Below are 24,967 nucleotides of genomic sequence, written 5' to 3'. Positions count from 1 at the left end.
GGGCGGGTCAGACGACGGCGCCCGTGCCGTGGTCGTCCGGGTCGCGGCGGTGCGGCATCCGCCAGAGGAGGACGCCCAGCGCGACGAGGAACAGGACGCCGGCCACCGGGCCGGACCAGCCCGGGATGCGCAGGGCCGGGACGGCGGCGCGCAGCACGACGCCGAGCACGACGAGCACCGGGACCCCGACGACCACCGCCCACGCGAGGGTGAGGAGCGGGTCGTGGGACAGGACCGGCTCCGGCTCCGGCGGCGTAAAATGAGACTCCGTCTCTTCGAGCTCCTCGATGTCGGGCGTGACGGGCCAGTCGCGGGGACCGGGGATCACCACCCGCCCGGGCGGTACGGAGTCGTCGCGCGGGTCGGCCGCCTGCCCGGTCCGGGTGCCGCCCGCGGTGCCGACCCCGGTGTCGCCCGCCGGCTCGTCCGCGCCCTCGGCGTCGGCGCGCTCGTCGAGCGGCCCCAGCTGCGCGACGATGTCGGCCCAGCGGGCCTCGACGGCGTCGTCGGGCAGGTCGTCGTCCGGCAGGTCCGGTTCGGCGTCCGGGTTCGGTGCGGGCATGGGTTCACTCTATTGTCGTGGGCGAAGCAACGCGTCGGCGGTCCGTCCGCCGGCGCCACGGCCCGTCGACGGCGGTCCGCTGACCGGTGGCTGCCGAGACTGGGCGAGGAGGACAGTTGTTCTACTGGGTGATGAAGAACGTGCTGGTGGGGCCGTGGCTCCGGCTGGCGTTCCGCCCCTGGACGAAGGGCGTCGAGAACGTCCCGACCTCCGGTCCGGCGATCCTCGCGAGCAACCATCTCGCCGTCATCGACTCGTTCGTGCTGCCGCTCGTCCTCGACCGCCAGGTCCAGTTCCTGGGCAAGTCGGACTACTTCACCGGCGGCGGCGTGCGTGGGCGCCTCGTGGCCGGCTTCATGCGCGGCGTCGGGACGATCCCGGTGGACCGCTCGGGCGGGAAGGCCAGCGAGGCCGCGCTGAACACGGGGCTGCGGGTGCTGAACGACGGCGACCTGTTCGGCATCTACCCCGAGGGCACGCGCAGCCCCGACGGCCGGCTGTACCGCGGCAAGACCGGCGTCGCGCGGCTGGCCCTCGAGTCCGGCGCCCCCGTGATCCCGGTCGCGATGGTGGGCACCGACGTCGCGCAGCCGCTCGGCAGGTCGATCCCCAAGCCGATGCCGATCGGCATGGTCTTCGGCGAGCCCCTCGACTTCAGCCGCTACCGCGGGATGGAGGGCGACCGCTTCGTGCTGCGCTCCGTGACCGACGAGATCATGTACGCGATCCTGCGGCTGTCGGAGCAGGAGTACGTCGACGTGTACGCGGCAACGATGAAGGCGCGCCTCGCGGCGGCGGCGCAGCACCAGCCGCCGGAGGAGCCCTCCGCCGACTCCTGACCGGTGACCCCGCCACCCGGCTCACGCTGAGGCCACGGTGAGGCTCAGCCACGCGTCCGGCGGCACCTCGGGTCGTCCGGGCACCGGGCGGTGGGCGATCGCCCAGCGGTCGCCCGCGACGTCTGCCGCGACGCGCGGCCAGAACGCCGCCGCGGCGGCGTTGGCGTCCTGGAACGCGATCTCCCACGGGCCCGGGACGTCGCGCAGCACCGCGGCGGCGACGTCGCGCCCGATGCCGTGCTGCCGGGCCGCGCGCACCACGAAGAACGCGGACAGCACGAGGGTCGGTGCGTCGAGTCCCCGGACCAGGGCGAACGCCACGGGTCGCTCGCCCGCCCGCTCGCCCGTCCGCTCGGTGCCGTCGGCGACCGTCGCGAGGTAGCCACGCCAGGCCGGGGGAGCGGAGTCCGTCCGCCTCCCCGCCGGGTCGCGGTCGGTGTCGCGGTCGATCTCACCGAGGGCGGCGTGGAGGCGGTCGTCGCGGAACCGGCCGTCGGGTCCGGGGAGCTCGCCCGAGACGGCGGACATGTCGTGGCGGAACAGCAGCCACAGCCGTTCGAGCAGGGCGCGGTCCGCCGGCGTGGCACGACGGACGCGGACAGGGGTCCCCGCGAGGCGGGCGACCGGGTCGGGGAGCGCCGGTGTCGTCGATCGCTGTGTCGTCATACGCAAGAGCCTCCCGGCGCCGGACGGCGGGGAGGCTCGCCCGACATCATCGCACGCCCGGGCGCCGCCGCGCACGGCACGTTCGCCCGCCGGACGGCCGGGGCCGTGCCCGGGGAGGTGCTCCTAGGATGGGAGGGCTCCCGTCCCCCACCGAGAGGTAGCCCCTGTCATGTCGGTTCGTCGCGTGGCTCTCCTGACCGCCGGCGGCTTCGCGCCCTGCCTGTCCTCCGCCGTCGGCGGCCTCATCGAGCGTTACACCGAGCTCGACCCGTCGATCGAGATCATCGCCTACCAGTACGGCTACCACGGGCTCCTCACGGGCACGAAGATCGTGGTCGACGAGGAGGGCCGCAAGCAGGCCGGCATCCTGCACCGCTTCGGCGGCTCGCCCATCGGCAACTCGCGCGTCAAGCTCACCAACGCCGCGGACTGCGTCAAGCGCGGCCTGGTCCAGGAGGGTCAGAACCCGCTGGAGGTCGCGGCCGAGCAGCTCAAGGCCGACGGCGTGGACGTGCTGCACACCATCGGCGGCGACGACACGAACACCACGGCCGCGGACCTCGCCGCGTACCTGCACGACAACGGCTACGAGCTCACCGTCGTCGGCCTGCCGAAGACGATCGACAACGACGTGGTGCCCATCAAGCAGTCCCTGGGTGCCTGGACGGCGGCCGAGGAGGCCGCGGGCTTCGCCGCCAACGTGATCGGCGAGCACCGCTCCGGCCCGCGCATGCTCATCGTGCACGAGGTCATGGGTCGCCACTGCGGCTGGCTCACCGCCGCCGCGGCCAAGGAGTACCGCACGTGGCTCGACGGCCAGGAGTGGGCGCCCGCCCTCGGCCTCACGCGCGAGCGCTGGGACGTGCACGCGGTGTTCCTGCCCGAGCTCGAGATCGACATCGACGCGGAGGCCGCCCGCCTGCGCGCCGTCATGGACGAGATCGGCAACGTCAACATCTTCCTGTCCGAGGGCGCGGGCATGAACGAGATCGTCGAGCAGCTCGAGGCCGCCGGCGAGGAGGTGCCGCGCGACCCGTTCGGGCACGTCAAGCTCGACACGATCAACCCGGGCCAGTGGTTCGCGAAGCAGTTCGCCGAGAAGCTGGGCGCCGAGAAGGTGATGGTCCAGAAGTCGGGCTACTACTCGCGCGCCGCGGCCGCGAACCCCGAGGACCTGCGCCTCATCAAGTCGATGACCGACCTGGCCGTCGAGTGCGCGCTGCGCGGCGAGCCCGGCGTCATCGGCCACGACGAGGAGGACGGCGACCGCCTCAAGGCGATCGCGTTCCCGCGCATCGCCGGCGGCAAGGCGTTCGACGTCAGCCAGCCGTGGTTCGGCGAGATCCTCGAGGGCATCGGCCAGCCGCTGGTGCCTGCGAAGCCCGCCGCGCACTGACGCGCCACCCGCCGAGCACCGATCCGTAGGCAGGAGCAGCCCGCATGACCACCGCCGTCGACACCGTGGTGCCCGGGAGCGATCCCGAGGGACTGGACAGGTTCCGGACCCTCGAGGCGCGCCAGCAGCCCGTGTGGCCGGACGCCGCGGCGCTCGCGGCGGTGGCGGGCCGGCTCTCCCAGGCCGCACCGCTCGTGGTGCCGGCCGAGGCCCGGCTGCTCACGGAACGTCTCGCCGCGGCGGGCCGCGGCGAGGCGTTCCTGCTCCAGGGCGGGGACTGCGCGGAGACGTTCGCCGACGCGAACGCCACCCGCATCCGCAACAAGATGCGGACCATCCTGCAGATGGCGGTGGTGCTCACGCACGGCGCGAGCACGCCCGTGGTGAAGATGGGCCGGCTCGCGGGGCAGTACGCCAAGCCGCGCTCGTCGGACGTCGAGACGCGTGACGGTGTGACGCTGCCCGCCTACCGCGGCGACATGGTCAACGGGCACGAGTTCACCCCCGAGTCCCGCACGCCCGACCCGGTGCGCCTCGAGCAGGCGTACCGGATCTCGTCGGCGACGGCGAACGTGGTGCGGGCCTTCACGCAGGGCGGCCACGCCGACCTGCGCCGGGTGCACGAGTGGAACCGCGGGTTCATGCGCAACCCCGCCTACGCGCGGTACGAGCGCACGGCGGCGGAGATCGACCGCGCGATCCGCTTCATGGAGGCCTGCGGGGCGGACTTCGACGCCCTGCGCTCCGTGGAGTTCTACCTCAGCCACGAGGCGCTCATCCTCGACTACGAGCGGGCCCTCACCCGGGTCGACGCCCGGAGCGGCGAGGCGTACGCGACGTCGGCCCACTTCCTGTGGATCGGGGAGCGCACCCGCCAGCTCGACGGAGCGCACGTCGAGTTCCTCTCGCGGGTCGCCAACCCGATCGGGGTCAAGCTCGGCCCGACGACGTCGCCCGACGACGCGCTCGCGCTCGCGGCGCGGCTCAATCCCGGCAACACGCCGGGCCGGCTGACGTTCGTCAGCCGGATGGGCGCCGGCAAGGTCCGTGACGTGCTGCCCGAGGTGGTCGAGAAGGTGACGGCCGCGGGCGTCGCCGTCACGTGGGTCACCGACCCCATGCACGGGAACACGATCACCTCCGACAGCGGCTACAAGACGCGCCGGTTCTCGGACGTGCTCGACGAGGTCACCGGCTTCTTCGAGGTGCACCGCGCGCTGGGCACCGTGCCCGGCGGCCTGCACATGGAGCTCACCGGCGACGACGTCACCGAGGTGCTCGGCGGCAGCGAGGAGATCGACGACGCCGGGCTCGCCCTGCGGTACGAGACGCTCGTCGACCCGCGCCTCAACCACCAGCAGTCGCTCGAGATGGCGTTCCGCGTGGCGGAGATGCTCACGAGCTGGTGAGCACGCCGCGGCGGCTCACCAGACGGTGAGGGTGACGGTGCTGCCCTTCGGGGCCTCGCCGGTCGTGTCCTGGAAGCGGACGGTGTCCAGGATGCCGCCCAGGTAGGCGTTCTCCTTGACCTGGAAGCCCGCCTTCTCCAGCGTCTTGCGGGCCTGCTCGGTGTGCTTGCCCACGACGTTCGGCACCTTCACCAGGGGCGGGCCCTGCGAGACCGTCAGCGTGACGGTGTCCGTGCGGTGCGCGGTCGTCCCCTCCTTCGGGTCCTGCGCCAGCACGTGCCCCTTCGGGACGTCCTCGGAGTACTCCGGGTCGGCCAGCTCGACGACGAGACCGAGGCCCTCGAGGTCGGCGACGGCCGCGTCCTTCTCCCTGCCCACCTGCTGCGGCACCTGCACCGGGGCCGGGCCGTCGGAGACCGTGAGCGTCACGACCGTGTCGTGCCGCTGGCGCGAGCCCTCGTCGACCGACACGTCCAGCACCTCGCCGCGCCCGGCCTCGTCGTCGTACGACCGGGCGGGGTCGCCGACGGTGAAGCCGGCGTCCTCCAGCGCGGCGGTGGCGTCCTTCTCGTCGGCGCCGACGAGGTCGTCGGGCACCGTGAGCATCTGGACGCCGCGGGACACCACCAGCTCCACCGAGCCGTCCTTGCGCACGCGGTCGCCGGGAGCGGGCACGGTCGTCACGACCGAGCCCTCGGGGACGTCGTCGTCGAACGCCCGGCTCGTCGTCGTGTCGAGTCCCGCGCCCTCCAGGGCGGTGCGGGCGTCGTCGACCGTCACCCCGGCCACCCCGGTCGGCACCGAGGTCCACGCGCCGGGGCCGTCGGCGAACCACCACCACGAGCCCAGCCCGCCGCCGGCGAGCACGAGCACCAGGGTGAGGGTCCACGCGACCGCGCGACGACGGCGGGAGGGACGCCGGTACGCCTCCGTGGGCTGCTCGACGAGCCGGTCCGTGGGCTGCGCCGGTGCGCTCGCGGACACCTCCTGGAAGAACGCCGTCGGGATCTCGTCGACCGCGTCCGTCGCCGTGCGCGCGTCGTCCTCGTCGTCCAGCACGGCGTCGCCGGGGTCGTGCTGGGCGTCCGGCCCGGCGGGGTCGGCGCCGGCGACGTCGGCCGGTCGCTCCGCGCGGCGGTCGAGCACGTCGGCGTCGAGCGCCGCGCGCAGCGCGGTGACGGCCGCGAGGGCCTCGCCCGCGTCGGCAGGACGCCGCCGCGCGTCCCGCGCGGCGAACGACGCGACGAGCTCGTCGACCTCGGCGGGCAGCCAGTCCACGAGCGCCGACGGTGCGGGCAGGTCCTCGTGCACGTGGTGGAAGGCCACCTGGATCGGCGTCTCGCCCGCGTAGGGCAGGGTCCCGGTGACCAGCTCGTACACGAGGACGCCGACCGCGTAGACGTCGGTGCGGGCGTCGCAGGTGCCGCTGGTGATCACCTCGGGCGCCAGGTACGCGACCGTGCCCAGCACCGTGCCGGTCGCGGTGGTGGTCACCTCGGTGACGGCGCGGGCGAGGCCGAAGTCGGCGACCTTGACCCGTGTGCCCGTGTCGATGTCGTCGCCGACGACGAGCACGTTCTCCGGCTTGACGTCCCGGTGCACCAGCCCCTTGCGGTGCGCGGCGGCGAGGGCGGCGAGCACCTGCGCGACGACGTCGAGCGCGCGGCCCAGGGTGAGCGCCCCGGCGGAGTGCAGCTCGCGCCGCAGGTTGGTGCCCGGCACGTACTCCATGGCGAGGTAGCTGGTGTCGCCGTCGACGCCCTGGTCGTAGACCGCGACGACGCCGGGGTGGGTGAGGCGGGCGGCGGCGCGCGCCTCCCGGCGGAACCGGGACACGAACGCGGCGCCGTCGACGCCGTCCGCGAGGTGCGGGTGCATGACCTTGATCGCGACCTCGCGGTCGAGGCGGCGGTCGGTGGCCCGGTACACGGTGGCCATGCCCCCGCGGGCGACGCGCGCGACGATCTCGTACCGCCCGTCGACCAGGCGGCCGAGCATCGGGTCGGTCGTCGTGATGGCCACGCGACGAGTGTAGGGGCGCCTGGTTCGGCAGGCCCGTAGGCTGGCCCGGTGAACGACACCACCGCGCCGGAGCCCGGCGCCCCCACCCCTGGCAGCACCGGCGAGAGCGTCGACGACCGTACCGCCCTGGAGTCCCTCGTGGACGAGTGGCTCACGCTGCCGGACGTGGCGGAGGTGCTCGGCACCGAGGTGAGCAAGGTGCGCGGCCTGGTGTCCGAGCGGACCCTCGTCGGCGTCAAGCGGGGCGAGCGGAACACGTTCCAGGTCCCTGCCGCGTTCCTCGTGACCGACGACGGGGCGCCCCACGTGCTGCACACCCTGCGCGGCACCGTGCTGGTGCTCTCGGACGTCGGGCTGGACGACGCCGCCATCCTGCGCTGGTTGTTCGAGGTCGAGCCGTCGATCGGCGCCACCCCGATCGGGGAGCTGCGCGCCGGTCGTCGTGCCGAGGTCCGACGGGTGGCCCAGGCGCTGCTCTGACGCCAGGTCCCTGCTGTCGGAGTGCTGTCGGGGTGCCGGGGGAGGGCCGGTCCGAGGGTCAGGCCGCCCGGTCGACGGCGGCCCGCGCCAGGTCCAGGAGGACCTCGCGGCCGGGTGCGGCGAGCTCGGCCGCGGAGAGCGCGGAGAGCGCGTCGTCCGCGAGCGTGCCGATGAGGGTCTCGACGCCGTCGAGCGCACCCGACCCGGCGATGACACCGCGCAGCCGCTCGACGGTGGCCGCGTCCAGGGTCGGGTCGCCGAGGCGGGCGACGACGAGGTCGCGGTCGGCCGGGCCCACGGCGGCGAGCGTGCGGGCCATCAGGACGGTGCGCTTGCCCTCGCGCAGGTCGTCGCCGGCGGGCTTGCCCGTCACGGACGGGTCGCCGAACACGCCGAGGACGTCGTCGCGGAGCTGGAACGCCTCGCCGAGCGGCAGGCCCGCGTCGGAGACCGCTGTCACACGCGCGCCCGACGCCCCCGCGAGGACCGCGCCGAGGACGAGCGGGCGCTCCACCGAGTAGCGCGCCGACTTGGCGCGCAGCACGCCGCGGGCGCGCTCCTCGTCGGCGGCGGGGTCCAGGCCCCAGGGCTCGGCCTGCACGAGGACGTCGAGGTACTGACCCACGACGACCTCGGTCTGCATCGCGTCGAACAGCGCGCGGGCCGCCGACGCGCGCTCGGCGGGGAGGTCCGCCACCGCGGCCGCGAACTCGCGCTGGCACGCCACGAGGCACAGGTCGCCGAGCAGGATCGCGGCGGCCGTGCCGAATCTCTCGGCCGAGCCGGACCAGCCCGCCCCGGAGTGCCGGGCCTCGAAGGCGCGGTGCGCGGTGGGCTCGCCGCGCCGCGTGTCCGACGCGTCCATGACGTCGTCGTGCAGCAGGGCGGCGGCCTGGAACAGCTCGAGCGCCGCGCCGGCCCGGACCACCGCGTCCCGCTCGGGGCCTGCCGCGGCGCCGCCGTGGGCGCGGTAGGACCAGTAGCAGAAGGCGGCGCGCAGCCGCTTGCCGCCGCGCAGCAGGACGGCGGCCTGGTCGGTGAGCGCGGTCGCCGGGGCGCCGATGGCGGCGACCTCCCGGGTGAGCGCGTCGAGGTGCTCCTCGACCCTGCGGTCGACGTCGGTGCGGAGGTTCTCGAGGTCGACCAGCGACGCGGCGGTGGGCATGCCGACAGCCTAAGGGCCCGGCCGTGCGGTCCCGACGGGGCGGGGTCCGTCAGCCGGCGACGACCGAACCGCTGACCGTCACGAGGCGGCGCTCGCCGTCGTCGAGCACGCCGAGGGTGACGGACTCCACGACCGGTCCCGCGTCCTTCTTCTTCCCCTTCGGGGTGCTCTCCCGGCCGAACGTGGTCTGGGCGGTGAGGCCGGAGAAGCTCGCCGACCCGGACTCCTCGAACCCTGCCTCGCGCAGCCGCTTCGCGAGCTGGTCGATGACCTCCTGCGTGCTGCGCGGCGTGCTGAGGTTGAGGGTGACGTCCGTGAGGCCGTCCTTGCGCGGGGTCGCCGAGCTGGCGAGCACCGCGGCGTCCTCGGGAGCCCCGAGCAGCTTCTCGGGGAACCCGTCGGCATACCCGCCGACGGCGGTGTCCGGGTCGAACGTGGGCAGGGCGGACGCGTCGTCCGGCGCCGGCTCGGCGGTGGGGGCCCCGGTGGTCCCGCGCACCCCGACCCCCGAGCCGTCCTGGCCGGTCGCGGCGACGTCGTCGCCGGGGGTGCCGGAGCTGCCGAGCAGGCCGCACCCGGACAGCGCGAGCACCGCGGTGAGCGCTGCGGCGCCCGCGCCACGAGCCGCTGCCGCGGGCGCGGGGCGCGACCGGACCGCGCGGCGCGGACGACGGGGGAGCGAGGACACGGCGCCTACCGTAGCGGCCCGCGTGACCGGGGCCGTACGGGGCCGGACAAGGGGGGGGCGTCGGACGAGGCACGGCGCCGCAGGCCGTAGAGCCTGCCCCCAGTGTGGAGCCGTCCACATGGCGCCGTGCGGCGACCCCGGGAGCCGTCGCCGTGGTCTGGGATCGACCCATGGACGCCGCTTACGCCACCGACCGCGCCGGGGAACCCGGCCTCGCCTTCGACACCCCGCTCGTGCTCCGCTCGTCCCGGGACCTGCTCGCCGCCGTCCCGTACCTGCTGGGGTTCCGACCGCGGGAGTGCGTGGTCGTCGTCGCGGTCACGGGAGAGGGGCGGGTGGGTCTCGTCGCGCGCACGCCCCTGCCTGACCTCGGCGATCCCCCCGGGAGCGCGGCCGTCGGTGGGGGTCACAGCGGCGGCGCGACGCACGACGGGACGGACGGGGCGAAGGGCGCGCTGGTCGTCGTCGCACGGGCGGCCGCCCGTGCGGGTGCCCGCCTGGCGCTCGTCGTGGTCTACACGGCGGCCCCACCCGACCTGGTACGGCCCCGCGGGCTGGCCGTGGCCGCGGCGCTCGAAGAGCTGCTCGCTCCGACCGTCGACGTCGAGGCCTGGCTGGTCGGCCCGGACGGCTACCGGGGTCTCGACTGCGTGGACCCGGCGTGCTGCCCGGCGCGGGGGCGCCCCGCGAGCGAGCTGGAGCACGGCGAGGTGGGCGCGGCGTTCGTGCTCGCCGGCCGGGCCATCGCGGACTCGGAGCAGGAGGCGCACCGGATCCGCCCGCTGTCGCCGGGCGTGCGGGACCGCGTCGCCAAGGCGGCCGGGCGCGCGGAGCGGTCCCGTGCGGCGGCGCACGACGTGCCACCAGACCTGTCCGGCGACGAGTCCGGCGTCCCGTCTCGTGCCTCTTCCCGTGACGCGGTCGCCGGGTCCGCCCGGGACGCGTCCGCCGAGGCGGCTCGCGGTGCGGCAAGGGGACGGGCTCGGCGGACGGCCGGGCGATCCGTCGGTGACGCGCCCGGCCGCTGGAGGGCCGAGGCGTACGGCGTCTGGTGCGACCTGGTGCGCCAGGCGGCGACGGAGCTGCGCACGACCGGGGCCGCCGACGTCGAGCTGCCCCCGGCGCGGCTCGGTCGCCTGGCCGTGGCGCTCGCGGACGTCCGGGTCCGCGACGCCGTGCTGCTGTCGCTGGTGCCGGGCGCTCGGGAGACGGCCGACCGCACGGCGGGAGTGGGAGGTGACGCCGCCGCCCGCGACGTCGAGGCGGCCACGGCGCGGGCGATCGCCCGGGTGGTGGACCCGCGGGTCGGGGTGCCGCCCGACGGCGCGTCGGCCGACGCGGCACGGCTCGTGCTGGAGCAGGTGGTGGCGGGCGCGCCCCGGCGGTGGCACGCCCCGCCCCTGGCGCTGCTGGGCTTCCTGGCGTGGTGGCGCGGCGACGGGTGGCTGGCGGCACGGCGCGTGCGCGAGTCGGCGGGGCAGGACCCGTCCTATCGTCTGGCGGCGCTCGTCGCCGGCGTGCTCGAGGCCGCCGTGCCGCCCGGGTGGGTGGGCGCGGGCCGCGGTCCCGTCGCGTGCGGTGCGGAGGTCGGTGCGGGGGCCGCAGCGGAGGTCGGTGCTGAAGTCTCGGCTGGTGGCGCTGCACGGGAGGGGTGGCCGGTGTGGCCGGGCCCACCGTCGGGTAGCGTGCCCCCATGGCGATCGTCGTCGGACTCCTGAGCACGGCCGAGGGACAGGCGGCACTCGCCGCAGCGAAGCGCGAGGCGCACGAGCGGTCGGTCCCGCTCACGGTCGTCGTCACCCGGGACGACGGCGGGCCCGAGAGGCAGGCGGTCGAGGACGACCTGTCCGCGTCCGGGCTCACCTACTCCGTGGTGGGCGGTACCGGCGACCTCGCGGACGACCTCGTCCGCACGGCGCAGGAGGCGCACGCCGAGCTCATCGTCGTCGGCCTGCGCCGCCGCAGCCCGGTGGGCAAGCTGATCCTCGGGTCGGGTGCGCAGCGCATCCTGCTGGAGGCACCGTGCCCGGTCCTGGCGGTCAAACCGTGACGACACGCGCGCCCCGTGCGCCGCGTGGTGTGACGCTCGCGACCGTCCCGGTGCGGGCCTGCGCGGCGAGCGGGGGACCCCCGTGGCGCGGCTCCGCGCGGAGTTTCGCCCGCGGTTCCGCCCGTGCGGCCGGGAATCTTCGCGGCGTCCCGTGCGTTGAGCCAGCACCGGGGAACGGACGACGTGGGTACGGGACTGGGCGCAGGAGCCCGTGGTGCCCTTCCGTCGCGGATGTCGCCGGTACAATAGAGGTGTCCGCCTGAGCCACGACAGTCCGAGTCGGAGGCCTTGACGGCGATGCACCGTCCCCTCGAATGCCGAAAGGTCGGTTTGTGGCGTCCACTGCGCAGAACCCTGCACTTCCCCGAGAGTTCGAGCACCCTGCCCTGCAGGGGCTGCTCGCCCGAGGCACCGCCGACGGTCGGGTCGACGCCGAGAGCTTCCGCGCTGCCTGCGAGAACGCTGCGGTGGCGGACCCCAAGCGTCTGAAGGCGGTCCTGCGCGCCTTCGCGACCGCGGGCGTCGAGATCGGCGTGCCCACGGCCACCAAGGTGGCCGCGGCCAGCGCGAGCCGGAGCACGACCGCCCGCGCGAAGGCGCCGTCGACCCGGTCCGCCGGCGCCGTGAAGACGTCCACGGTGGCGGCCTCCGCCGTGAAGTCCGCGTCGACCGACGACGAGCCGGCCGAGGCGACCTCGACCAAGGGGACCGGCGCGAAGAGCGCGACGAAGGGCGCCACGACCAAGGCGGCGGGGACGAAGACCGCGACCAAGGGCGCCAAGCCGACGCGCGGTCGCAAGGCGGCGTCGAAGGACGAGCCCGCCCCCGAGGACGTCGAGGACGTCGAGCTCGACGACGTGACCGACGTCGACGACGAGCCGGAGAACGACCCCGCCGAGCAGAGCGCCACCAAGGGCGGGAAGCCCGGCGCCGCCAAGGACGGCAAGGGCGAGGACGAGGAGACCGGCTTCGTCGTCTCGGACACCGACGACGACGACCAGCCCGCCCAGCAGGTCGTCACGGCGGGTGCGACCGCCGACCCCGTCAAGGACTACCTCAAGCAGATCGGCAAGGTCGCGCTGCTGAACGCCGAGCAGGAGGTCGAGCTCGCGAAGCGCATCGAGGCCGGCCTGTTCGCCGAGGAGCGCCTGTCCAAGGACTACGCCACCTTCGACAAGACGAAGGCGAGCGCCGAGGAGCGCAAGATGTACCGCGACCTGCGGTGGATCGCCCACGACGGCAAGCGCGCCAAGAACCACCTGCTCGAGGCGAACCTGCGCCTCGTCGTCTCCCTCGCCAAGCGCTACACCGGCCGCGGCATGCTGTTCCTGGACCTGATCCAGGAGGGCAACCTCGGTCTGATCCGCGCCGTCGAGAAGTTCGACTACACCAAGGGCTACAAGTTCTCGACGTACGCCACCTGGTGGATCCGGCAGGCGATCACGCGTGCCATGGCCGACCAGGCCCGCACCATCCGCATCCCGGTGCACATGGTCGAGGTCATCAACAAGCTGGCCCGCGTGCAGCGGCAGATGCTCCAGGACCTGGGCCGCGAGCCCACCCCGGAGGAGCTGGCCAAGGAGCTGGACATGACCCCCGAGAAGGTGGTCGAGGTCCAGAAGTACGGCCGCGAGCCCATCTCGCTGCACACCCCGCTGGGCGAGGACGGCGACAGCGAGTTCGGTGACCTCATCGAGGACTCCGAGGCGGTCGTCCCGGCGGACGCCGTGAGCTTCACGCTGCTGCAGGAGCAGCTGCACCAGGTGCTCGACACCCTCTCGGAGCGTGAGGCGGGCGTCGTCTCCATGCGGTTCGGCCTGCAGGACGGCCAGCCCAAGACGCTGGACGAGATCGGCAAGGTCTACGGCGTCACCCGCGAGCGGATCCGTCAGATCGAGTCCAAGACGATGTCCAAGCTTCGGCACCCGAGCCGGTCCCAGGTGCTGCGCGACTACCTGGACTGATCTCGCGAAGCACACGAAGGGCCCCGGTGCCGGTCGATTCCTCGGCCGGCACCGGGGCCCTTCGTCGTCCCGGGGTCAGTCGGCGACGTCGGGGGCGCCCTGGACGACGGACCAGCGGGACGACGGCGCCAGCACGCCCAGCGGGTCGAGCCGTCGGCGCATCGACACCAGGCGCTCGTACGTGCCCGCGCCGAACGCGGTGCGCAGCAGCTGCGCCGAGACGGCGTCGCGCGGCCCTGCGAAGTTGAGCAGCGACCCGCCGGTGCTCCACGGACGCATCGCGTCGTGTACGGCTTGCACGTGCGCCGCGGCGTCCGGCGGCCCCACGGGCGCGCCCAGGGAGCCCACGAACAGGGTGCAGGCGGCGTCGCGGCCGGCGACGGCGTTCGGCACGACGGCGGGCCGTCGTACCGCGCCACCCAGGAGTCGGATCTCGGCCATCATCACGGGCGATGTCGGGGGCACGGCGGCAAGGAAGGCGTCGACGGCGTCGGAGGTCAGCTCGCGCAGCTGCCCGCCCCGCTCGACGAACGGCATCGGGTCCTCCGGGTCGGCGTGGATCTCGCCGATCCGTGCGTAGGGCAGCTCGCCCACGGTGTCGAGGATCGGGCGCGCGAGCGCCCGCAGCTCGTCGAGCAGGCCGTCCGCCGCACCGGTACTGGTGCCGTCGTCGCCGAGGTGCCGCACGTACCGGACGACGAGGACGGCGCGGCCGCGCAGCGGCTCGGGGAGGTCGGGCAGCGGCGGCAGGTTGAGACGCGCGACGGACGTGGAGACGGACTCCGGCAGGTCGCCCACCAGCTCCCGCCAGCGGTGCAGCACGGCGGCGGCGTCGGCGGCGTCGAACCACAGCGTGCCGCCGTGCACCGCGCGCAGCGGGAACAGGTCGAACGTCATCGACGTGACGACCCCGAAGGCTCCGCCGCCGCCCCGCAGCGCCCAGAACAGGTCCTCGTTGCGGGTGGGCGACGCGGTGACGAGGGCGCCGTCGGGGGTGACGACGTCGAGAGAACGGACGTGATCGGCGGCGAAGCCGAACGTCCGCGCGAGCGGCCCCAGGCCTCCGCCGACGGTGTAGCCCACCACCCCGACGTGCGGCGAGGAGCCGCACAGGCCTCCGAGCCCGTGCGGGGCGCCGGCGTCCAGGACGTCGCGCCACGCCGTCCCCGGTCCTACGGTGGCGGTACGTGCCCCGGGGTCGAGCTCCAGGCCGGCCAGGGCCGACACGTCGAGCAGGACGTCGGCGGGGCCGGTCGGGGCGGCGCTGTGGCCGGTGGAGCGGACGCCGACGCCGAGGCCGTGGGCGGCCGCCGTCCGTACCGTCCGGGCGACGTCCTCGGGCGTCCGGGCGAGCACGACGAGCGCAGGCCGGTGCGCGAGCGCGAGGTTGAAACCGCCGAGCGCGGCGTCATAGGCGGGCTCTCCCGGGAGATGGACGGTGCCGGCCAGGCCGGACCGCAGCTCGTGGCCCACGGTGCCGGCCATCGTGATGAGGTGCCGGTCGCTCGGGTCGTCGAGCGTCGCGGCGGTGGGGGCAGTGCTGGACATCGGGCTCTCCTTCGGTGGGTGGTGCCGCAGGAGAGGGAGCCGCACGTGGTCCGGCGGTGACGGACGGGTGCCCGGGGCCCGGGTGAACTCTGCGCGTTCCCCTCGACGGTGCCGGTGTGGGAGGGTGTGCGCGTGCTCCCGACCACGGCCTCGATGAGGCGGCCCCGGATCCTCGCGCTGCTCGCCCTCGTCGTCGCCCTGACGCTCGGGGTCGGGTCGGTGCTCGTCGCGCCGCCGGCGCAGGCGGCGACCTGGTCCCTGACGGCGTCGGGGGCGGGCACGACGACGGCGGCCACGGGCAAGACGCTCTCGGTGCGCTACCTCAAGGCCGGCAAGCCCGTGAGGGGCGCGACGGTGACCCTGCAGCGCAAGAAAGGCAGCTCGTGGGTCAAGGTGCGTACCGTGCGGACGGGTACGAAGGGACGCGCGTCGACCACGGTGAAGCCCACCGCCACGACGAGCTACCGCTTCCGGACCAGTCACGCCACGAGCGGGACCCTCACGGTACTCGTCGTGCCGGTGCGGTTCGCGATCTCGGGGTCGGGGTCCGGGCACGGCGTCGGGCTGGCGCAGTGGGGGGCGTACCAGCAGGCGCGCTCCGGCCGCACGGCGGCGCAGATCCTGGGCTACTACTACCCGGGCGCCACGGTCTCGACGGCGAACGACCCGCGGACCACCCTCGACGTGCAGGTCCTGGGGCCACCGTCGGACAGCCGGACCAGCACGGTGCTGGCGGTCGGATCCGGCGCCTGGCGGCTCAAGGACGGCGCGAACACGGTGGTGGCGAGCGGCGACGCCGCGTCGACGGTCACGGTGGGCGTGACGTCCGCCGGGGTCACCGCGAAGGTGACCAAGGGCGGCACCACGATACGGAGCGTGACCGCTCGCTCCAGCCTCACCTTCGAGTGGTCCGGCACCCGGTACTACCAGCCCACGGGGACGAAGGCGGTGGCGACGGTCGCGGGCGCCCAGGGCACGTACCGCAACGGGCGCCTGGTGGTGACCAAGCGGTCGAACCGGCCGAACGTCGTCAACGAGGTGATCATCAACACCGAGTACCTCTACGGCCTGGACGAGATGCCCTCCGGCTGGGGTGCGACGTCCAACCGCGGGGCGGCGGCCCTGCAGGCGCAGGCGGTCGCGGCCCGCAACTACGCGATCGTCGAGAAGGTCAAGGGGCTCAAGTCCACCTGCGGGTGCCACGTGTACGACGACACCCGCTCCCAGCACTACACCGGCTGGAGGAAGCAGGGTGGCAGCTGGGGCTCGACCTGGGTCGCGGCGGTGGACGCGACGGTGCAGGCGCAGGCCGGGACCGTGACGGTGCTGCGCGACGCCGACGGGGGCTTCGCCGAGACCCCGTACTTCGCGTCCACCGGCAGCGCGGGCGGCCGCCGCGGCACGGCGACCAACGCGGAGGTCTTCGGCACGACGGCGCTGCCCTACCTCAAGCACGTGCAGGACACGTACTCGGCGAACGCGCCCGGTAACCCGTACCTGACCTGGAGCGACTCGGTCACGCAGGCCAAGGCCCGGTCGATCTTCGGGCTGTCGTCGGTGCGCTCGATCACGGTGACATCACGGTGGTCCAGCGGGCAGGTCAAGACCCTCACGGCCACCTCGGCGACGGGGAAGAAGGCGTCGCGGACCAAGACGGCGGACGGGTGGCGCACCACCCTCGGAGTGCGGGGGTCGTGGGTCGGCGCGCTCTCCGGCCGCCCCAGTTGAGCCCCGCCCCCGACGGAGCACGGACGCACGAGAGCCCCGCACCGGGGTGCGGGGCTCTCGTGGTTGGTCTTTCCGGGCGGGTCAGCGCGCCCCGTGCTCCTCGTGGAGCCGGTCCGTCTCGTCCTGGACGTGGACGGCGACACCCTGGTAGGCGTCCGCGTGCGCGCGTGCGTGGTGCCCGCAGAAGAGGAGCTCTCCGACAGGCAGGACCACTCGCACGTACGCCTGGGCGCCGCAGCGGTCGCAGCGGTCGGCGGCGGTCAGCGGCTGGGTCGGTTCGGTCGTCGTGGTGCTCACATGACCATCCAACCAGACCGGTGGGCCGGAGCATCCCGGACCCGGGCCGGGTTCGCTCCGGGCATAGCGGCGTGGAGCACAGTCCGACGGCGTGGAGCGCACGGGAACACCTGTTCGGTCGTCTACCCTCGTTCCCGTGACTGCCACCTCCGAGTCCGGGTACACCGCGCGCCACCTCACCGTCCTCGAGGGCCTCGAGGCCGTCCGCAAGCGCCCCGGCATGTACATCGGGTCGACGGACTCGCGCGGCCTGATGCACTGCCTGTGGGAGATCATCGACAACTCCGTCGACGAGGCCCTCGGTGGGCACGCGACGAACATCCGCGTGGTGCTGCACGCCGACTCGTCGGTCACGGTCGAGGACGACGGCCGCGGCATCCCGGTCGACGTCGAGCCGAAGACCGGGCTGACGGGCGTGGAGGTCGTCTTCACGAAGCTGCACGCGGGCGGCAAGTTCGGCGGTGGCTCGTACACGGCGTCGGGCGGTCTGCACGGCGTGGGCGCCTCCGTGGTGAACGCGCTCTCGGCGCGCCTCGACGTCGAGGTGGACCTGGGCGGCAAGACCCACCGGATGACGTTCCACCGCGGCGAGCCGGGGGTCTTCACCGACCCGGCCACCGGCCCGTCGCCCGACTCCCCGTTCGAGCCGTTCGTGTCCGGGTCCGAGCTCGCGGTCGTCGGGAAGACGAAGCGCGGCGTCACCGGCACGCGCGTCCGCTACTGGGCCGACCGCCAGGTGTTCCCCAAGACGGCGGTGTTCAGCTACGACGAGCTGGTCACGCGCGCCCGCCAGACGACGTTCCTCGTGCCCGGCCTGAAGCTCACGGTGCGCGACGAGCGCGGGCTGCCGGGCACCCCGGGCGAGACCGGCCCGCACGAGGAGGTGTTCCAGCACGACGGCGGCGCGGTCGACTTCGTCGAGTTCCTCGCGCCCGACGCCCCCGTGACGTCGACGTGGCAGCTCAAGGGCAGCGGCCACTTCACCGAGACGGTGCCGGTGCTGGACTCCCGCGGGCACATGTCGCCGCAGGAGGTGCAGCGCGACTGCGAGGTGGACGTCGCCCTGCGGTGGGGCGGCGGGTACGACACCGAGGTCCGCACCTTCGTCAACATCATCGCGACGCCCAAGGGAGGCTCCCACCTGTCCGGGTTCGAGCAGGGCCTGCTCAAGACCGTCCGCAAGCAGATCGAGGCGAACGCGCGCCGCCTGAAGGTCTCCACGAAGGACGCGGCGGAGCGCATCGAGAAGGACGACGTCCTCGCCGGACTCACGGCGGTCGTCACGGTCCGGCTCGCCGAGCCGCAGTTCGAGGGGCAGACGAAGGAGGTGCTCGGCACCGCACCGGTGCGCGCGATCGTCTCCCGCGTCGTCGAGAAGGAGCTGGGCGCCCTGCTCACGTCGTCCAAGCGCGACGAGAAGGCGCAGGCGGCCCTGCTGCTCGAGAAGGTCGTCGCCGAGATGCGCGCCCGCGTCACGGCCCGCAAGCAGAAGGAGATCTCCCGGCGCAAGAACGCGCTCGAGGCGTCGTCCCTGCCGGCGAAGCTCGCGGACTGCCGCAGCGACGACGTGAACCGCAGCGAGCTGTTCATCGTCGAGGGCGACAGCGCCCTCGGCACGGCCAAGCTGGCCCGCTCGAGCGACTTCCAGGCGTTGCTGCCGATCCGCGGCAAGATCCTCAACGTCCAGAAGGCGTCGATCAGCGACATGCTCCGCAACGCGGAGTGCGCCGCCATCATCCAGGTGCTCGGTGCGGGCTCCGGGCGGTCGTTCGACCTGGACGCGGCCCGCTACGGCAAGGTCGTGCTGATGACGGACGCCGACGTCGACGGCGCGCACATCCGCACCCTCCTGCTCACCCTCTTCTACCGGTACATGCGGCCGATGCTCGAGGCGGGCCGCGTGTTCGCCGCCGTCCCGCCGCTGCACCGCGTGGAGGTGCTGGGCAGCGGACGGCGCAAGAACGAGTACGTGTACACGTACTCCGAGGCCGAGCTCACCGCCACGCTGAAGAAGCTGGACCGGGCCGGGCGCCGGTACAAGGAGGACATCCAGCGGTACAAGGGTCTGGGGGAGATGGACGCCGACCAGCTCGCCGAGACCACCATGGACCCGCGGCACCGCACGCTGCGCCGGGTCACGGTCGAGGGGGCCGAGGCCGCGGAGCGCGTCTTCGAGCTGCTCATGGGCAGCGACGTCGCACCCCGCAAGGAGTTCATCGTCGCCGGGGCGAGCACGCTCGACCAGTCCCGCATCGACGCCTGACCTGGTGCGGCTCGCCGTCCGGGTCCGTCCGCATGGCGGCCCGAGCGGCGGGTGCCAGCCGGTGGTGGGTACCCTCTGGCCGTGAAGATCCCTGGCTCGACCTCTCGTCCGGCGACGCGTCCGGCAACTCGTCCGGCATCGTCCCGCCTGCTGGCGCTGCTCCCGGCGACCGCGCTGGCGACGGCCCTGCTCGCCGGGTGCTCCGGCGATCCCGCGCCCGACTCCGGCTCCTCGGCAGCGGCCAGCGCCTCGGTCGACCCGACGCAGCAGGTCGCGGAGAACCTCAGCACGTTCTCCTACCAGGGCGAGGACGGGAAGACGGCGCTCGAGCTGCTCGAGCAGCACGACCCGGACGCTCAGGTGCAGGGCGAGGGCGAGAACGCCTTCGTCACCGCGATCCGCGGCCGTGAGGCCGACCCGGCGACCGAGTTCTGGGGGCTGTACGTCGACGACGAGATGGCCACGGTCGGCGCGGGGTCGCTGGAGACCAAGGACGGGCAGACCATCACCTGGAAGCTCGAGGAGATCGAGAAGTGACGGCCACGACGTCCCGCCTGGACACCCCGCTCACCGCCCGCGAGCTGGTGCACCGCTGGTGGCGCCCCGCGCTGGCGGTGCTGCTCGTCGCGGGCGCCGTCGTCTGGCGGCTGGTGAAGACCGACCTGGGCGCGCCGCCGAACCTGGAGCTCTCGACGGCGGCGGCGTTCGCCGCTGCCGGGCTGCTCCGCGACCGGGTCGCGATGCTCGCCCCGCTGGTCGTGGTCGCGCTGAGCGACGTGCTGCTCGGCAACTCGTCGGTGCTCGTGTTCACCTGGACCGCCTGGGCCGCGATCGGCGTCGGCGCGTGGTGGGCCGGTCGGACGCGGGGCACCACCGGCCGCCTGGTCGCCGCGCTGGGCTTCGGCGTCGGCAGCTCGCTCTTCTTCTACCTGTGGACCAACGCCGGCGTGTGGTGGGTGGGCCGGGGCACGTTCTACCCCGCGGGCATCGACGGCCTGCTGGCCAGCTACGTCGCCGGGCTGCCGTTCCTGCGCCCGATGCTGCTGGGCAACCTGGTGCTCGTGCCGCTCGCCGCCGGGCTCGTCGCGCTCGTGAGCCGGCTGGAGCGGGCCTCCGTGGCGGCCCGCGGCGCCGTCGTCGCGCGGTAGCCTCGAGGCAGAACCGACCGCCACGACAGGAGGCGACCGATGCCTGCCGACCGGATCCGGCGCATGCCCTTCGCCAGCGTGTACCCGCTGTACGTGCAGAAGGTGGAGCGCAAGGAGCGCAGCACGGACGACCTCGACCGCGTGCTGACGTGGCTCACCGGCTACGACGACGCCGGCCTCAAGACGGCGGTCGCCGACGAGGTGGACCTCGAGACGTTCTTCGCCCAGGCCCCGGCGATGAACCCGAACGCCTCGCTCATCACCGGCGTGATCTGCGGCGTGCGCGTCGAGGACATCGACGACCCGCTCATGCAGCAGATCCGGTGGATGGACAAGCTCGTGGACGAGGTCGCCAAGGGCAAGAAGATGACGTCGATCCTGCGGGGGAGCGCGGCGGCCTAGCGAGGCCGCCACGTGGCGCCCCGCCGTCAACGCCGTGGCAGGCGAAGGCCCATCGTGAGCCCCCACGGGTGGTGCTCCACCGTGCGGAAGCCCAGGTGCTCGTAGAACCCGATGGCGCGGACGTTGCGCCCGCCGACGCCGAGGTGGATGCCGGGCGCGCCGGTGGCGGCGACGGCGTCGAGCACGGCCTCGAGCACGCGGCGGCCGCGGCCGCCGCCCTGCGCCTCGGGCAGCAGGTCGACGTGGAGGTGCGCGGGGTACGCGTCCAGCCAGGGCGCCGCGGTGCGCGACGGGGCGTGGATCATGCGGAGCAGCCGTGCGTCCGGCGAGTCGTCGTCCTCGGCGGGAGCGGCGTAGCGCGCCCGGAGCGCAGGCCACCAGCTCTCCTCGCAGCGGCGCTCGAAGTCCGCGGTGCTCGACGTGGCCACGCAGTACCCGACGGCGGTACCGTCCGCCCGGCGCAGGACGCGCGCCAGCTCCGACTCCAGCTCCAGGTACGCGCCGAGGTAGACGTGACCGAGCAGGTCGCCGTCGGCGTACAGCCCCGTGGCGTCCCCGCCGGAGTCGCCCGTGCGCAGACACACCTCGTAGAGGGTGTCGCGGTCGGTGGGCCGGTACCGGTCCACCGAGATGGCCGGGCGGGCCTGCGTGGACACGGTGTCGTGCCCGGTCTGCGGCGTGCTCATGGTCGCATCGTCCTTGTTCTGGGCGGAGATCCGGGCTCAGACGCTGAAGTACTTCGCCTCGGAATGGTGGAAGACGAAGGCGTCGGTGGACTGCTCGGGGTGCAGCTGCAGCTCGTCGGACAGCGTCACGCCGACGCGCTCGGGGCGTAGCAGCTCGACCACCTTGCGGCGGTCCTCCATGTCGGGGCACGCGGGGTAGCCGAGGGAGAACCGGGCGCCGCGGTACTGCAGCTTGAACAGGCCCTCGACGTCGGTGGGCTCCTCGTCGGCGAACCCCAGCTCGTCGCGCACGCGCGAGTGCCAGAACTCGGCCAGCGCCTCCGTGAGCTGCACGGAGAGGCCGTGCAGCTCCATGTACTCGCGGTAGGCGTTCGCCTCGAACAGCTTCGCGGTGTGCCCCGAGACGGCGTCGCCGACGGTCACGAGCTGCACGGGGAGCACGTCGAACCGACCGGTCTCCTCGAAGAACGACCGCGGCCGGACGAAGTCCGCCAGGCACAGGTGCCGGTCGCGGCGCTGCCGCGGGAACCGGAACCGCAGCCGCTCGGTGCCCGGCTCACCGCCGGAGCCGCCGTCGGGCCCGTCGTGGTGGGCGACCACGACGTCGTCGCCCTCGGACCACACGGGGAAGTACCCGTACACCACCGTGGGGTCCATGATCTGGTCGGTGCGCACGCGCTCGAGCCACGCGGCGAGCCGCGGCCGGCCCTCGGTCTCGACCAGCTCCTCGTACGAGGCGCCGTCGTCCCCGCGCCCCGGCTTGAGCCCCCACTGCCCCATGAACGTCGCGCGCTCGTCGAGGAACGCGGCGTAGTCGGCGAGCTGGATGCCCTTGACGATGCGCGTGCCCCAGAACGGCGGGGTGGGCACGGGGTTGTCGGCGGCGACGTCGGACCTCGCGGGCAGGTCCTCGGGCGCGGTCTCCGTGACCGTGACGACGCCGTGCCGGCGCTTGCGCAGCGCGGGCAGTCCTACGGACTCCGGGTCGGCCCCGCGCGCGATGGCGACGAGCGGCTCCATGAGCCGCAGCCCCTCGAACGCGTCCTTCGCGTACCGCACGGTGCCGGGGAACGCGGAGGCCAGGTCGTCCTCGACGTAGGTGCGGGTCAGGGCCGCGCCGCCGAGCAGCACCGGCCAGCGCTTCTCCAGCCCGCGGGAGACGAGCTCCTCGAGGTTCTCCTTCATCACGACCGTCGACTTCACGAGCAGGCCCGACATGCCGATGACGTCGGCGTCGTGCTCCTCGGCCGCCTCGATCATCGCGCTCACCGGCTGCTTGATGCCGATGTTCACCACCGTGTAGCCGTTGTTCGTGAGGATGATGTCGACGAGGTTCTTGCCGATGTCGTGCACGTCGCCGCGCACGGTGGCCAGCACCACGGTGCCCTTCGAACGGCCCTCGCCGCCCTCGACCTTCTCCATGTGCGGCTCGAGCAGCGCCACGGCGGTCTTCATCACCTCGGCGGACTGCAGCACGAACGGCAGCTGCATCTGGCCGGAGCCGAACAGCTCGCCGACCACCTTCATCCCGCCCAGCAGGTGGGTGTTGACGATGTCGAGGGCCTTCATCCCGCTCGCCAGGGCCTCGTCGACGTCCTCCTCGAGGCCCTTGCGGGCGCCGTCGACGATGCGGCGCTCGAGGCGCTCGCCGACGGGCAGCGCGGCGAGCTCGGCGGCGCGCTGGTCGCGCAGGGCGGTGGCGTCGACGCCGGAGAACAGCTCGAGCAGGTGCGCCAGCGGGTCGTGGGTGAGGTTGCCCTCGTCGTCGTACCGGCGCCGGTCCCACACCAGGTCCTCCGCCGCCTCCCACTGCTCGTCGGGGATGGCGTTGCGCGGCAGGATCTTCGCGGCGTGCACGATGGCGGAGTCCAGGCCCGCCTGCGTCGCCTCGTGCAGGAACACCGAGTTCAGCACGGTGCGAGCGGCCGGGTTGAGGCCGAACGACACGTTCGAGACGCCGAGCGTCGTGTGCACGCCGGGGTAGCGCGTGGTGATCTCGCGGATCGCCTCGATCGTCTCGATGGCGTCGCGCCGGGTCTCCTCCTGGCCGGTCGCGATGGGGAAGGTCAGGGCGTCGACGATGATGTCGTCCACCCGCATGCCCCAGTCGCCCGTGAGCTGCTCGATCAGCCGGGTGGCGATCGCGACCTTGCCGTCCTTGGTGCGCGCCTGCCCCTCCTCGTCGATGGTCAGCGCGACCACCGCCGCCCCGTGCTCCTTGACCAGCGGCATGATGCGCGCGTAGCGCGAGCCCGGCCCGTCGCCGTCCTCGAAGTTCACCGAGTTCACGACGGCGCGGCCGCCGAGCAGCTCGAGCCCGGCCTGCAGCACCGCCGGCTCGGTGGAGTCGATCACCAGCGGCAGCGTGGACGCCGACGCCAGCCGCGAGACGACCTCGCGCACGTCCGCGACGCCGTCGCGCCCCACGTAGTCCACGCACACGTCGAGCAGGTGGGCGCCGTCGCGCGTCTGGGCGCGGGCGATGTCGACGACGTCGTCCCAGCGGCCCTCGAGCATCGCCTCGCGGAACGCCTTGGAGCCGTTGGCGTTGGTGCGCTCGCCGATCGCCAGGTAGGACGTGTCCTGGCGCAGGTCGGTGTGCGAGTACAGGGACGCGACGCCGTTCTCGCGCTGGGGGTGGCGGTCGGGCAGCTCCCGGCCGCGCACGGCCTCGACCACCTGGCGCAGGTGCTCCGGCGTCGTGCCGCAGCAGCCTCCCACGAGCCCGAGACCGAACTCCTGCACGAACTGCGTGTGCGCCGCGGCCAGCTCCTCGGGCGTCAGCGGGTAGACGGCGCCGTTCGGCCCCAGCTCCGGCAGGCCCGCGTTGGGCATGCAGGTGACCGGCACCTCGGAGTGCCGGGCCAGGTGGCGCAGGTGCTCGCTCATCTGGTCCGGACCGGTGGCGCAGTTCAGGCCGATGGCGTCCACGCCGATCGCCTGCAGCGTGGTGAGCGCGGCCCCGATCTCGGACCCCATGAGCATGGTGCCGGTGGTCTCGACCGTCACGGAGACGATGACCGGCACGGAGCGCCCGACCTCGGCGATCGCGTCGTGGCAGCCGGTCACCGCGGCCTTCGCCTGCAGCAGGTCCTGGCTGGTCTCCACCAGCAGCGCGTCCGCGCCGCCCTCGAGCAGCCCGGCGGCCTGCTCGGCGAACGTCGCGCGCAGGTGCGCGTACGTGGTGTGCCCGAGGCTCGGCAGCTTGGTGCCCGGACCCATCGAGCCGAGCACCCAGCGCGGGTGGTCGGCGGTGGCGAACGCGTCGGCGCGGTCGCGGGCCAGGGCGGCGCCGGCCCGGGCGAGCTCGCGGATGCGGTCGTCGATGCCGTAGTCGGACAGGTTCGACCAGTTGGCGCCGAAGGTGTTCGTCTCGATCGCGTCGACGCCCACCCCGAGGTACTCGTCGTGCACGGCGCGGATGATGTCCGGCCGCGACACGTTGAGGATCTCGTTGCAGCCCTCGTGACCCTCGTAGTCGTCGAGGGTCGGGTCCGCGGCCTGGATCATCGTGCCCATGGCGCCGTCGGCCACCACGACGCGGGTGCGCAGGGCCTCGCGCAGGGCGGTGGAGCGGGCGTCGGCGGCGGCAGGGTCGAGCGTGGTCGTCACCCGTGCAGCGTAACGGCGCGGGGGGCCGCTCGGACGGCGCGT

Annotated in this window: 21 protein-coding genes; 12 read left to right on the top strand and 9 right to left on the bottom strand. The window is 73.8% G+C overall.

All coding sequences use genetic code 11. From position 1 onward, the window contains the following. Window positions 1-7: 7 nt before the first annotated feature. Entirely contained in the window at window positions 8-562 is a 555-nt protein-coding gene (locus tag ACQP60_RS07190) for a hypothetical protein (RefSeq protein WP_429729914.1), read from the bottom strand. Between the two features lie 116 nt (window positions 563-678). Here ACQP60_RS07190 and ACQP60_RS07185 point away from each other — a divergent pair, with 116 nt between their 5' ends. Continuing rightward, window positions 679-1,401 carry a lysophospholipid acyltransferase family protein gene (locus ACQP60_RS07185; RefSeq protein ID WP_429729911.1) on the top strand — a complete coding sequence of 241 codons (723 nt, stop codon included), beginning with the start codon at window positions 679-681 and terminating at the stop codon, window positions 1,399-1,401. Between the two features lie 21 nt (window positions 1,402-1,422). Here the strand turns inward: ACQP60_RS07185 and ACQP60_RS07180 are convergent, their stop codons facing one another. Next, window positions 1,423-2,067 carry a GNAT family N-acetyltransferase gene (locus ACQP60_RS07180; RefSeq protein WP_429729908.1) on the bottom strand — a complete coding sequence of 215 codons (645 nt, stop codon included), beginning with the start codon at window positions 2,065-2,067 and terminating at the stop codon, window positions 1,423-1,425. A 169-nt stretch (window positions 2,068-2,236) separates the two neighbouring features. On the opposite strand from ACQP60_RS07180, the gene ACQP60_RS07175 reads away from it, so the two are divergent. After that, window positions 2,237-3,463: a pyrophosphate--fructose-6-phosphate 1-phosphotransferase gene (locus tag ACQP60_RS07175; protein ID WP_429729905.1), complete on the top strand. Its 1,227-nt coding sequence runs from the start codon at window positions 2,237-2,239 to the stop codon at window positions 3,461-3,463. A 44-nt stretch (window positions 3,464-3,507) separates the two neighbouring features. Next, complete coding sequence (locus tag ACQP60_RS07170; protein WP_429729902.1) at window positions 3,508-4,872, top strand: class II 3-deoxy-7-phosphoheptulonate synthase; 1,365 nt, start codon at window positions 3,508-3,510, stop codon at window positions 4,870-4,872. Window positions 4,873-4,887: 15 nt separating this feature from the next. On the opposite strand, the gene pknB is transcribed toward ACQP60_RS07170, so the two are convergent. Beyond that, complete coding sequence (gene pknB, locus ACQP60_RS07165) at window positions 4,888-6,894, bottom strand: Stk1 family PASTA domain-containing Ser/Thr kinase (RefSeq protein ID WP_429729899.1); 2,007 nt, start codon at window positions 6,892-6,894, stop codon at window positions 4,888-4,890. Window positions 6,895-6,942: 48 nt separating this feature from the next. On the opposite strand from pknB, the gene ACQP60_RS07160 reads away from it, so the two are divergent. Beyond that, window positions 6,943-7,374, top strand: a complete 432-nt coding sequence (locus tag ACQP60_RS07160) for an Rv2175c family DNA-binding protein (protein ID WP_429729897.1) — start codon at window positions 6,943-6,945, stop codon at window positions 7,372-7,374. Window positions 7,375-7,432: 58 nt separating this feature from the next. Here the strand turns inward: ACQP60_RS07160 and ACQP60_RS07155 are convergent, their stop codons facing one another. Together ACQP60_RS07155 and ACQP60_RS07150 are read right to left on the bottom strand one after the other, a co-directional pair. After that, window positions 7,433-8,539 (bottom strand): polyprenyl synthetase family protein, encoded by a 1,107-nt coding sequence (locus ACQP60_RS07155; protein ID WP_429729894.1) that lies wholly within the window; start codon window positions 8,537-8,539, stop codon window positions 7,433-7,435. A gap of 49 nt (window positions 8,540-8,588) precedes the next feature. Next, window positions 8,589-9,227, bottom strand: coding sequence for a hypothetical protein (locus ACQP60_RS07150; protein ID WP_429729891.1), 639 nt, complete (start codon window positions 9,225-9,227; stop codon window positions 8,589-8,591). 170 nt (window positions 9,228-9,397) lie between these two features. On the opposite strand from ACQP60_RS07150, the gene ACQP60_RS07145 reads away from it, so the two are divergent. From ACQP60_RS07145 to ACQP60_RS07135, 3 genes are all read left to right on the top strand, one after another. Next, a complete protein-coding gene (locus ACQP60_RS07145; RefSeq protein WP_429729888.1) occupies window positions 9,398-10,945 on the top strand; it encodes a DUF4192 family protein in 1,548 nt (515 codons plus the stop codon). Then, window positions 10,921-11,277 (top strand): universal stress protein, encoded by a 357-nt coding sequence (locus ACQP60_RS07140; RefSeq protein ID WP_429729886.1) that lies wholly within the window; start codon window positions 10,921-10,923, stop codon window positions 11,275-11,277. Before ACQP60_RS07145 ends, ACQP60_RS07140 begins: the two co-directional genes overlap by 25 nt. A 332-nt stretch (window positions 11,278-11,609) precedes the next feature. After that, window positions 11,610-13,241, top strand: coding sequence for an RNA polymerase sigma factor (locus ACQP60_RS07135; protein ID WP_429729883.1), 1,632 nt, complete (start codon window positions 11,610-11,612; stop codon window positions 13,239-13,241). A gap of 75 nt (window positions 13,242-13,316) precedes the next feature. Here ACQP60_RS07135 and ACQP60_RS07130 read toward each other — a convergent pair whose 3' ends face one another. After that, window positions 13,317-14,789: an FAD-binding oxidoreductase gene (locus tag ACQP60_RS07130; RefSeq protein WP_429729880.1), complete on the bottom strand. Its 1,473-nt coding sequence runs from the start codon at window positions 14,787-14,789 to the stop codon at window positions 13,317-13,319. A gap of 132 nt (window positions 14,790-14,921) precedes the next feature. On the opposite strand from ACQP60_RS07130, the gene ACQP60_RS07125 reads away from it, so the two are divergent. Then, complete coding sequence (locus ACQP60_RS07125; RefSeq protein ID WP_429729877.1) at window positions 14,922-16,517, top strand: SpoIID/LytB domain-containing protein; 1,596 nt, start codon at window positions 14,922-14,924, stop codon at window positions 16,515-16,517. Between the two features lie 81 nt (window positions 16,518-16,598). On the opposite strand, the gene ACQP60_RS07120 is transcribed toward ACQP60_RS07125, so the two are convergent. Further along, entirely contained in the window at window positions 16,599-16,814 is a 216-nt protein-coding gene (locus ACQP60_RS07120) for a DUF7455 domain-containing protein (protein WP_429729875.1), read from the bottom strand. A gap of 136 nt (window positions 16,815-16,950) precedes the next feature. Between ACQP60_RS07120 and ACQP60_RS07115 the strand changes: the two genes are divergently transcribed. The 4 genes from ACQP60_RS07115 to ACQP60_RS07100 all read left to right on the top strand — a co-directional run bounded on the left by ACQP60_RS07115 (window position 16,951) and on the right by ACQP60_RS07100 (window position 20,627). Next, the gene (locus ACQP60_RS07115; protein WP_429729872.1) at window positions 16,951-19,077 is read left to right on the top strand and encodes a DNA gyrase/topoisomerase IV subunit B; all 2,127 of its coding nucleotides are present in this window, start codon (window positions 16,951-16,953) and stop codon (window positions 19,075-19,077) included. Between the two features lie 81 nt (window positions 19,078-19,158). Then, a complete protein-coding gene (locus ACQP60_RS07110; RefSeq protein WP_429729869.1) occupies window positions 19,159-19,614 on the top strand; it encodes a DUF4430 domain-containing protein in 456 nt (151 codons plus the stop codon). Continuing rightward, complete coding sequence (locus ACQP60_RS07105; RefSeq protein ID WP_429729866.1) at window positions 19,611-20,225, top strand: DUF6580 family putative transport protein; 615 nt, start codon at window positions 19,611-19,613, stop codon at window positions 20,223-20,225. Before ACQP60_RS07110 ends, ACQP60_RS07105 begins: the two co-directional genes overlap by 4 nt. A 39-nt stretch (window positions 20,226-20,264) precedes the next feature. Then, complete coding sequence (locus ACQP60_RS07100) at window positions 20,265-20,627, top strand: DUF2200 domain-containing protein (RefSeq protein WP_429729863.1); 363 nt, start codon at window positions 20,265-20,267, stop codon at window positions 20,625-20,627. Between the two features lie 26 nt (window positions 20,628-20,653). Here ACQP60_RS07100 and ACQP60_RS07095 read toward each other — a convergent pair whose 3' ends face one another. Both ACQP60_RS07095 and metH read right to left on the bottom strand, forming a co-directional pair. Beyond that, entirely contained in the window at window positions 20,654-21,313 is a 660-nt protein-coding gene (locus ACQP60_RS07095) for a GNAT family N-acetyltransferase (protein ID WP_429729860.1), read from the bottom strand. 36 nt (window positions 21,314-21,349) lie between these two features. Beyond that, window positions 21,350-24,925, bottom strand: a complete 3,576-nt coding sequence (gene metH / locus ACQP60_RS07090) for a methionine synthase (RefSeq protein ID WP_429729857.1) — start codon at window positions 24,923-24,925, stop codon at window positions 21,350-21,352. Window positions 24,926-24,967 lie beyond the last annotated feature (42 nt).

The organism is Isoptericola variabilis, from assembly GCF_050311655.1.
Lineage (GTDB): Bacteria > Actinomycetota > Actinomycetes > Actinomycetales > Cellulomonadaceae > Isoptericola > Isoptericola variabilis.
Note: the sequence above shows the minus strand (reverse complement) of the source record. Positions and strands in the feature narration are given on the sequence as shown.

What these genes read in the sequence shown, in the direction of transcription:
- ACQP60_RS07190 (WP_429729914.1), bottom strand. Translation starts at nt 562, where the DNA reads ATGCCCGCACCGAACCCGGACGCCGAACCGGACCTGCCGGACGACGAC.
- ACQP60_RS07180 (WP_429729908.1), bottom strand. Translation starts at nt 2,067, where the DNA reads ATGACGACACAGCGATCGACGACACCGGCGCTCCCCGACCCGGTCGCC.
- ACQP60_RS07175 (WP_429729905.1), top strand. Translation starts at nt 2,237, where the DNA reads ATGTCGGTTCGTCGCGTGGCTCTCCTGACCGCCGGCGGCTTCGCGCCC.
- ACQP60_RS07170 (WP_429729902.1), top strand. Translation starts at nt 3,508, where the DNA reads ATGACCACCGCCGTCGACACCGTGGTGCCCGGGAGCGATCCCGAGGGA.
- ACQP60_RS07155 (WP_429729894.1), bottom strand. Translation starts at nt 8,539, where the DNA reads ATGCCCACCGCCGCGTCGCTGGTCGACCTCGAGAACCTCCGCACCGAC.
- ACQP60_RS07145 (WP_429729888.1), top strand. Translation starts at nt 9,398, where the DNA reads ATGGACGCCGCTTACGCCACCGACCGCGCCGGGGAACCCGGCCTCGCC.
- ACQP60_RS07140 (WP_429729886.1), top strand. Translation starts at nt 10,921, where the DNA reads ATGGCGATCGTCGTCGGACTCCTGAGCACGGCCGAGGGACAGGCGGCA.
- ACQP60_RS07130 (WP_429729880.1), bottom strand. Translation starts at nt 14,789, where the DNA reads ATGTCCAGCACTGCCCCCACCGCCGCGACGCTCGACGACCCGAGCGAC.
- ACQP60_RS07100 (WP_429729863.1), top strand. Translation starts at nt 20,265, where the DNA reads ATGCCTGCCGACCGGATCCGGCGCATGCCCTTCGCCAGCGTGTACCCG.
- ACQP60_RS07095 (WP_429729860.1), bottom strand. Translation starts at nt 21,313, where the DNA reads ATGAGCACGCCGCAGACCGGGCACGACACCGTGTCCACGCAGGCCCGC.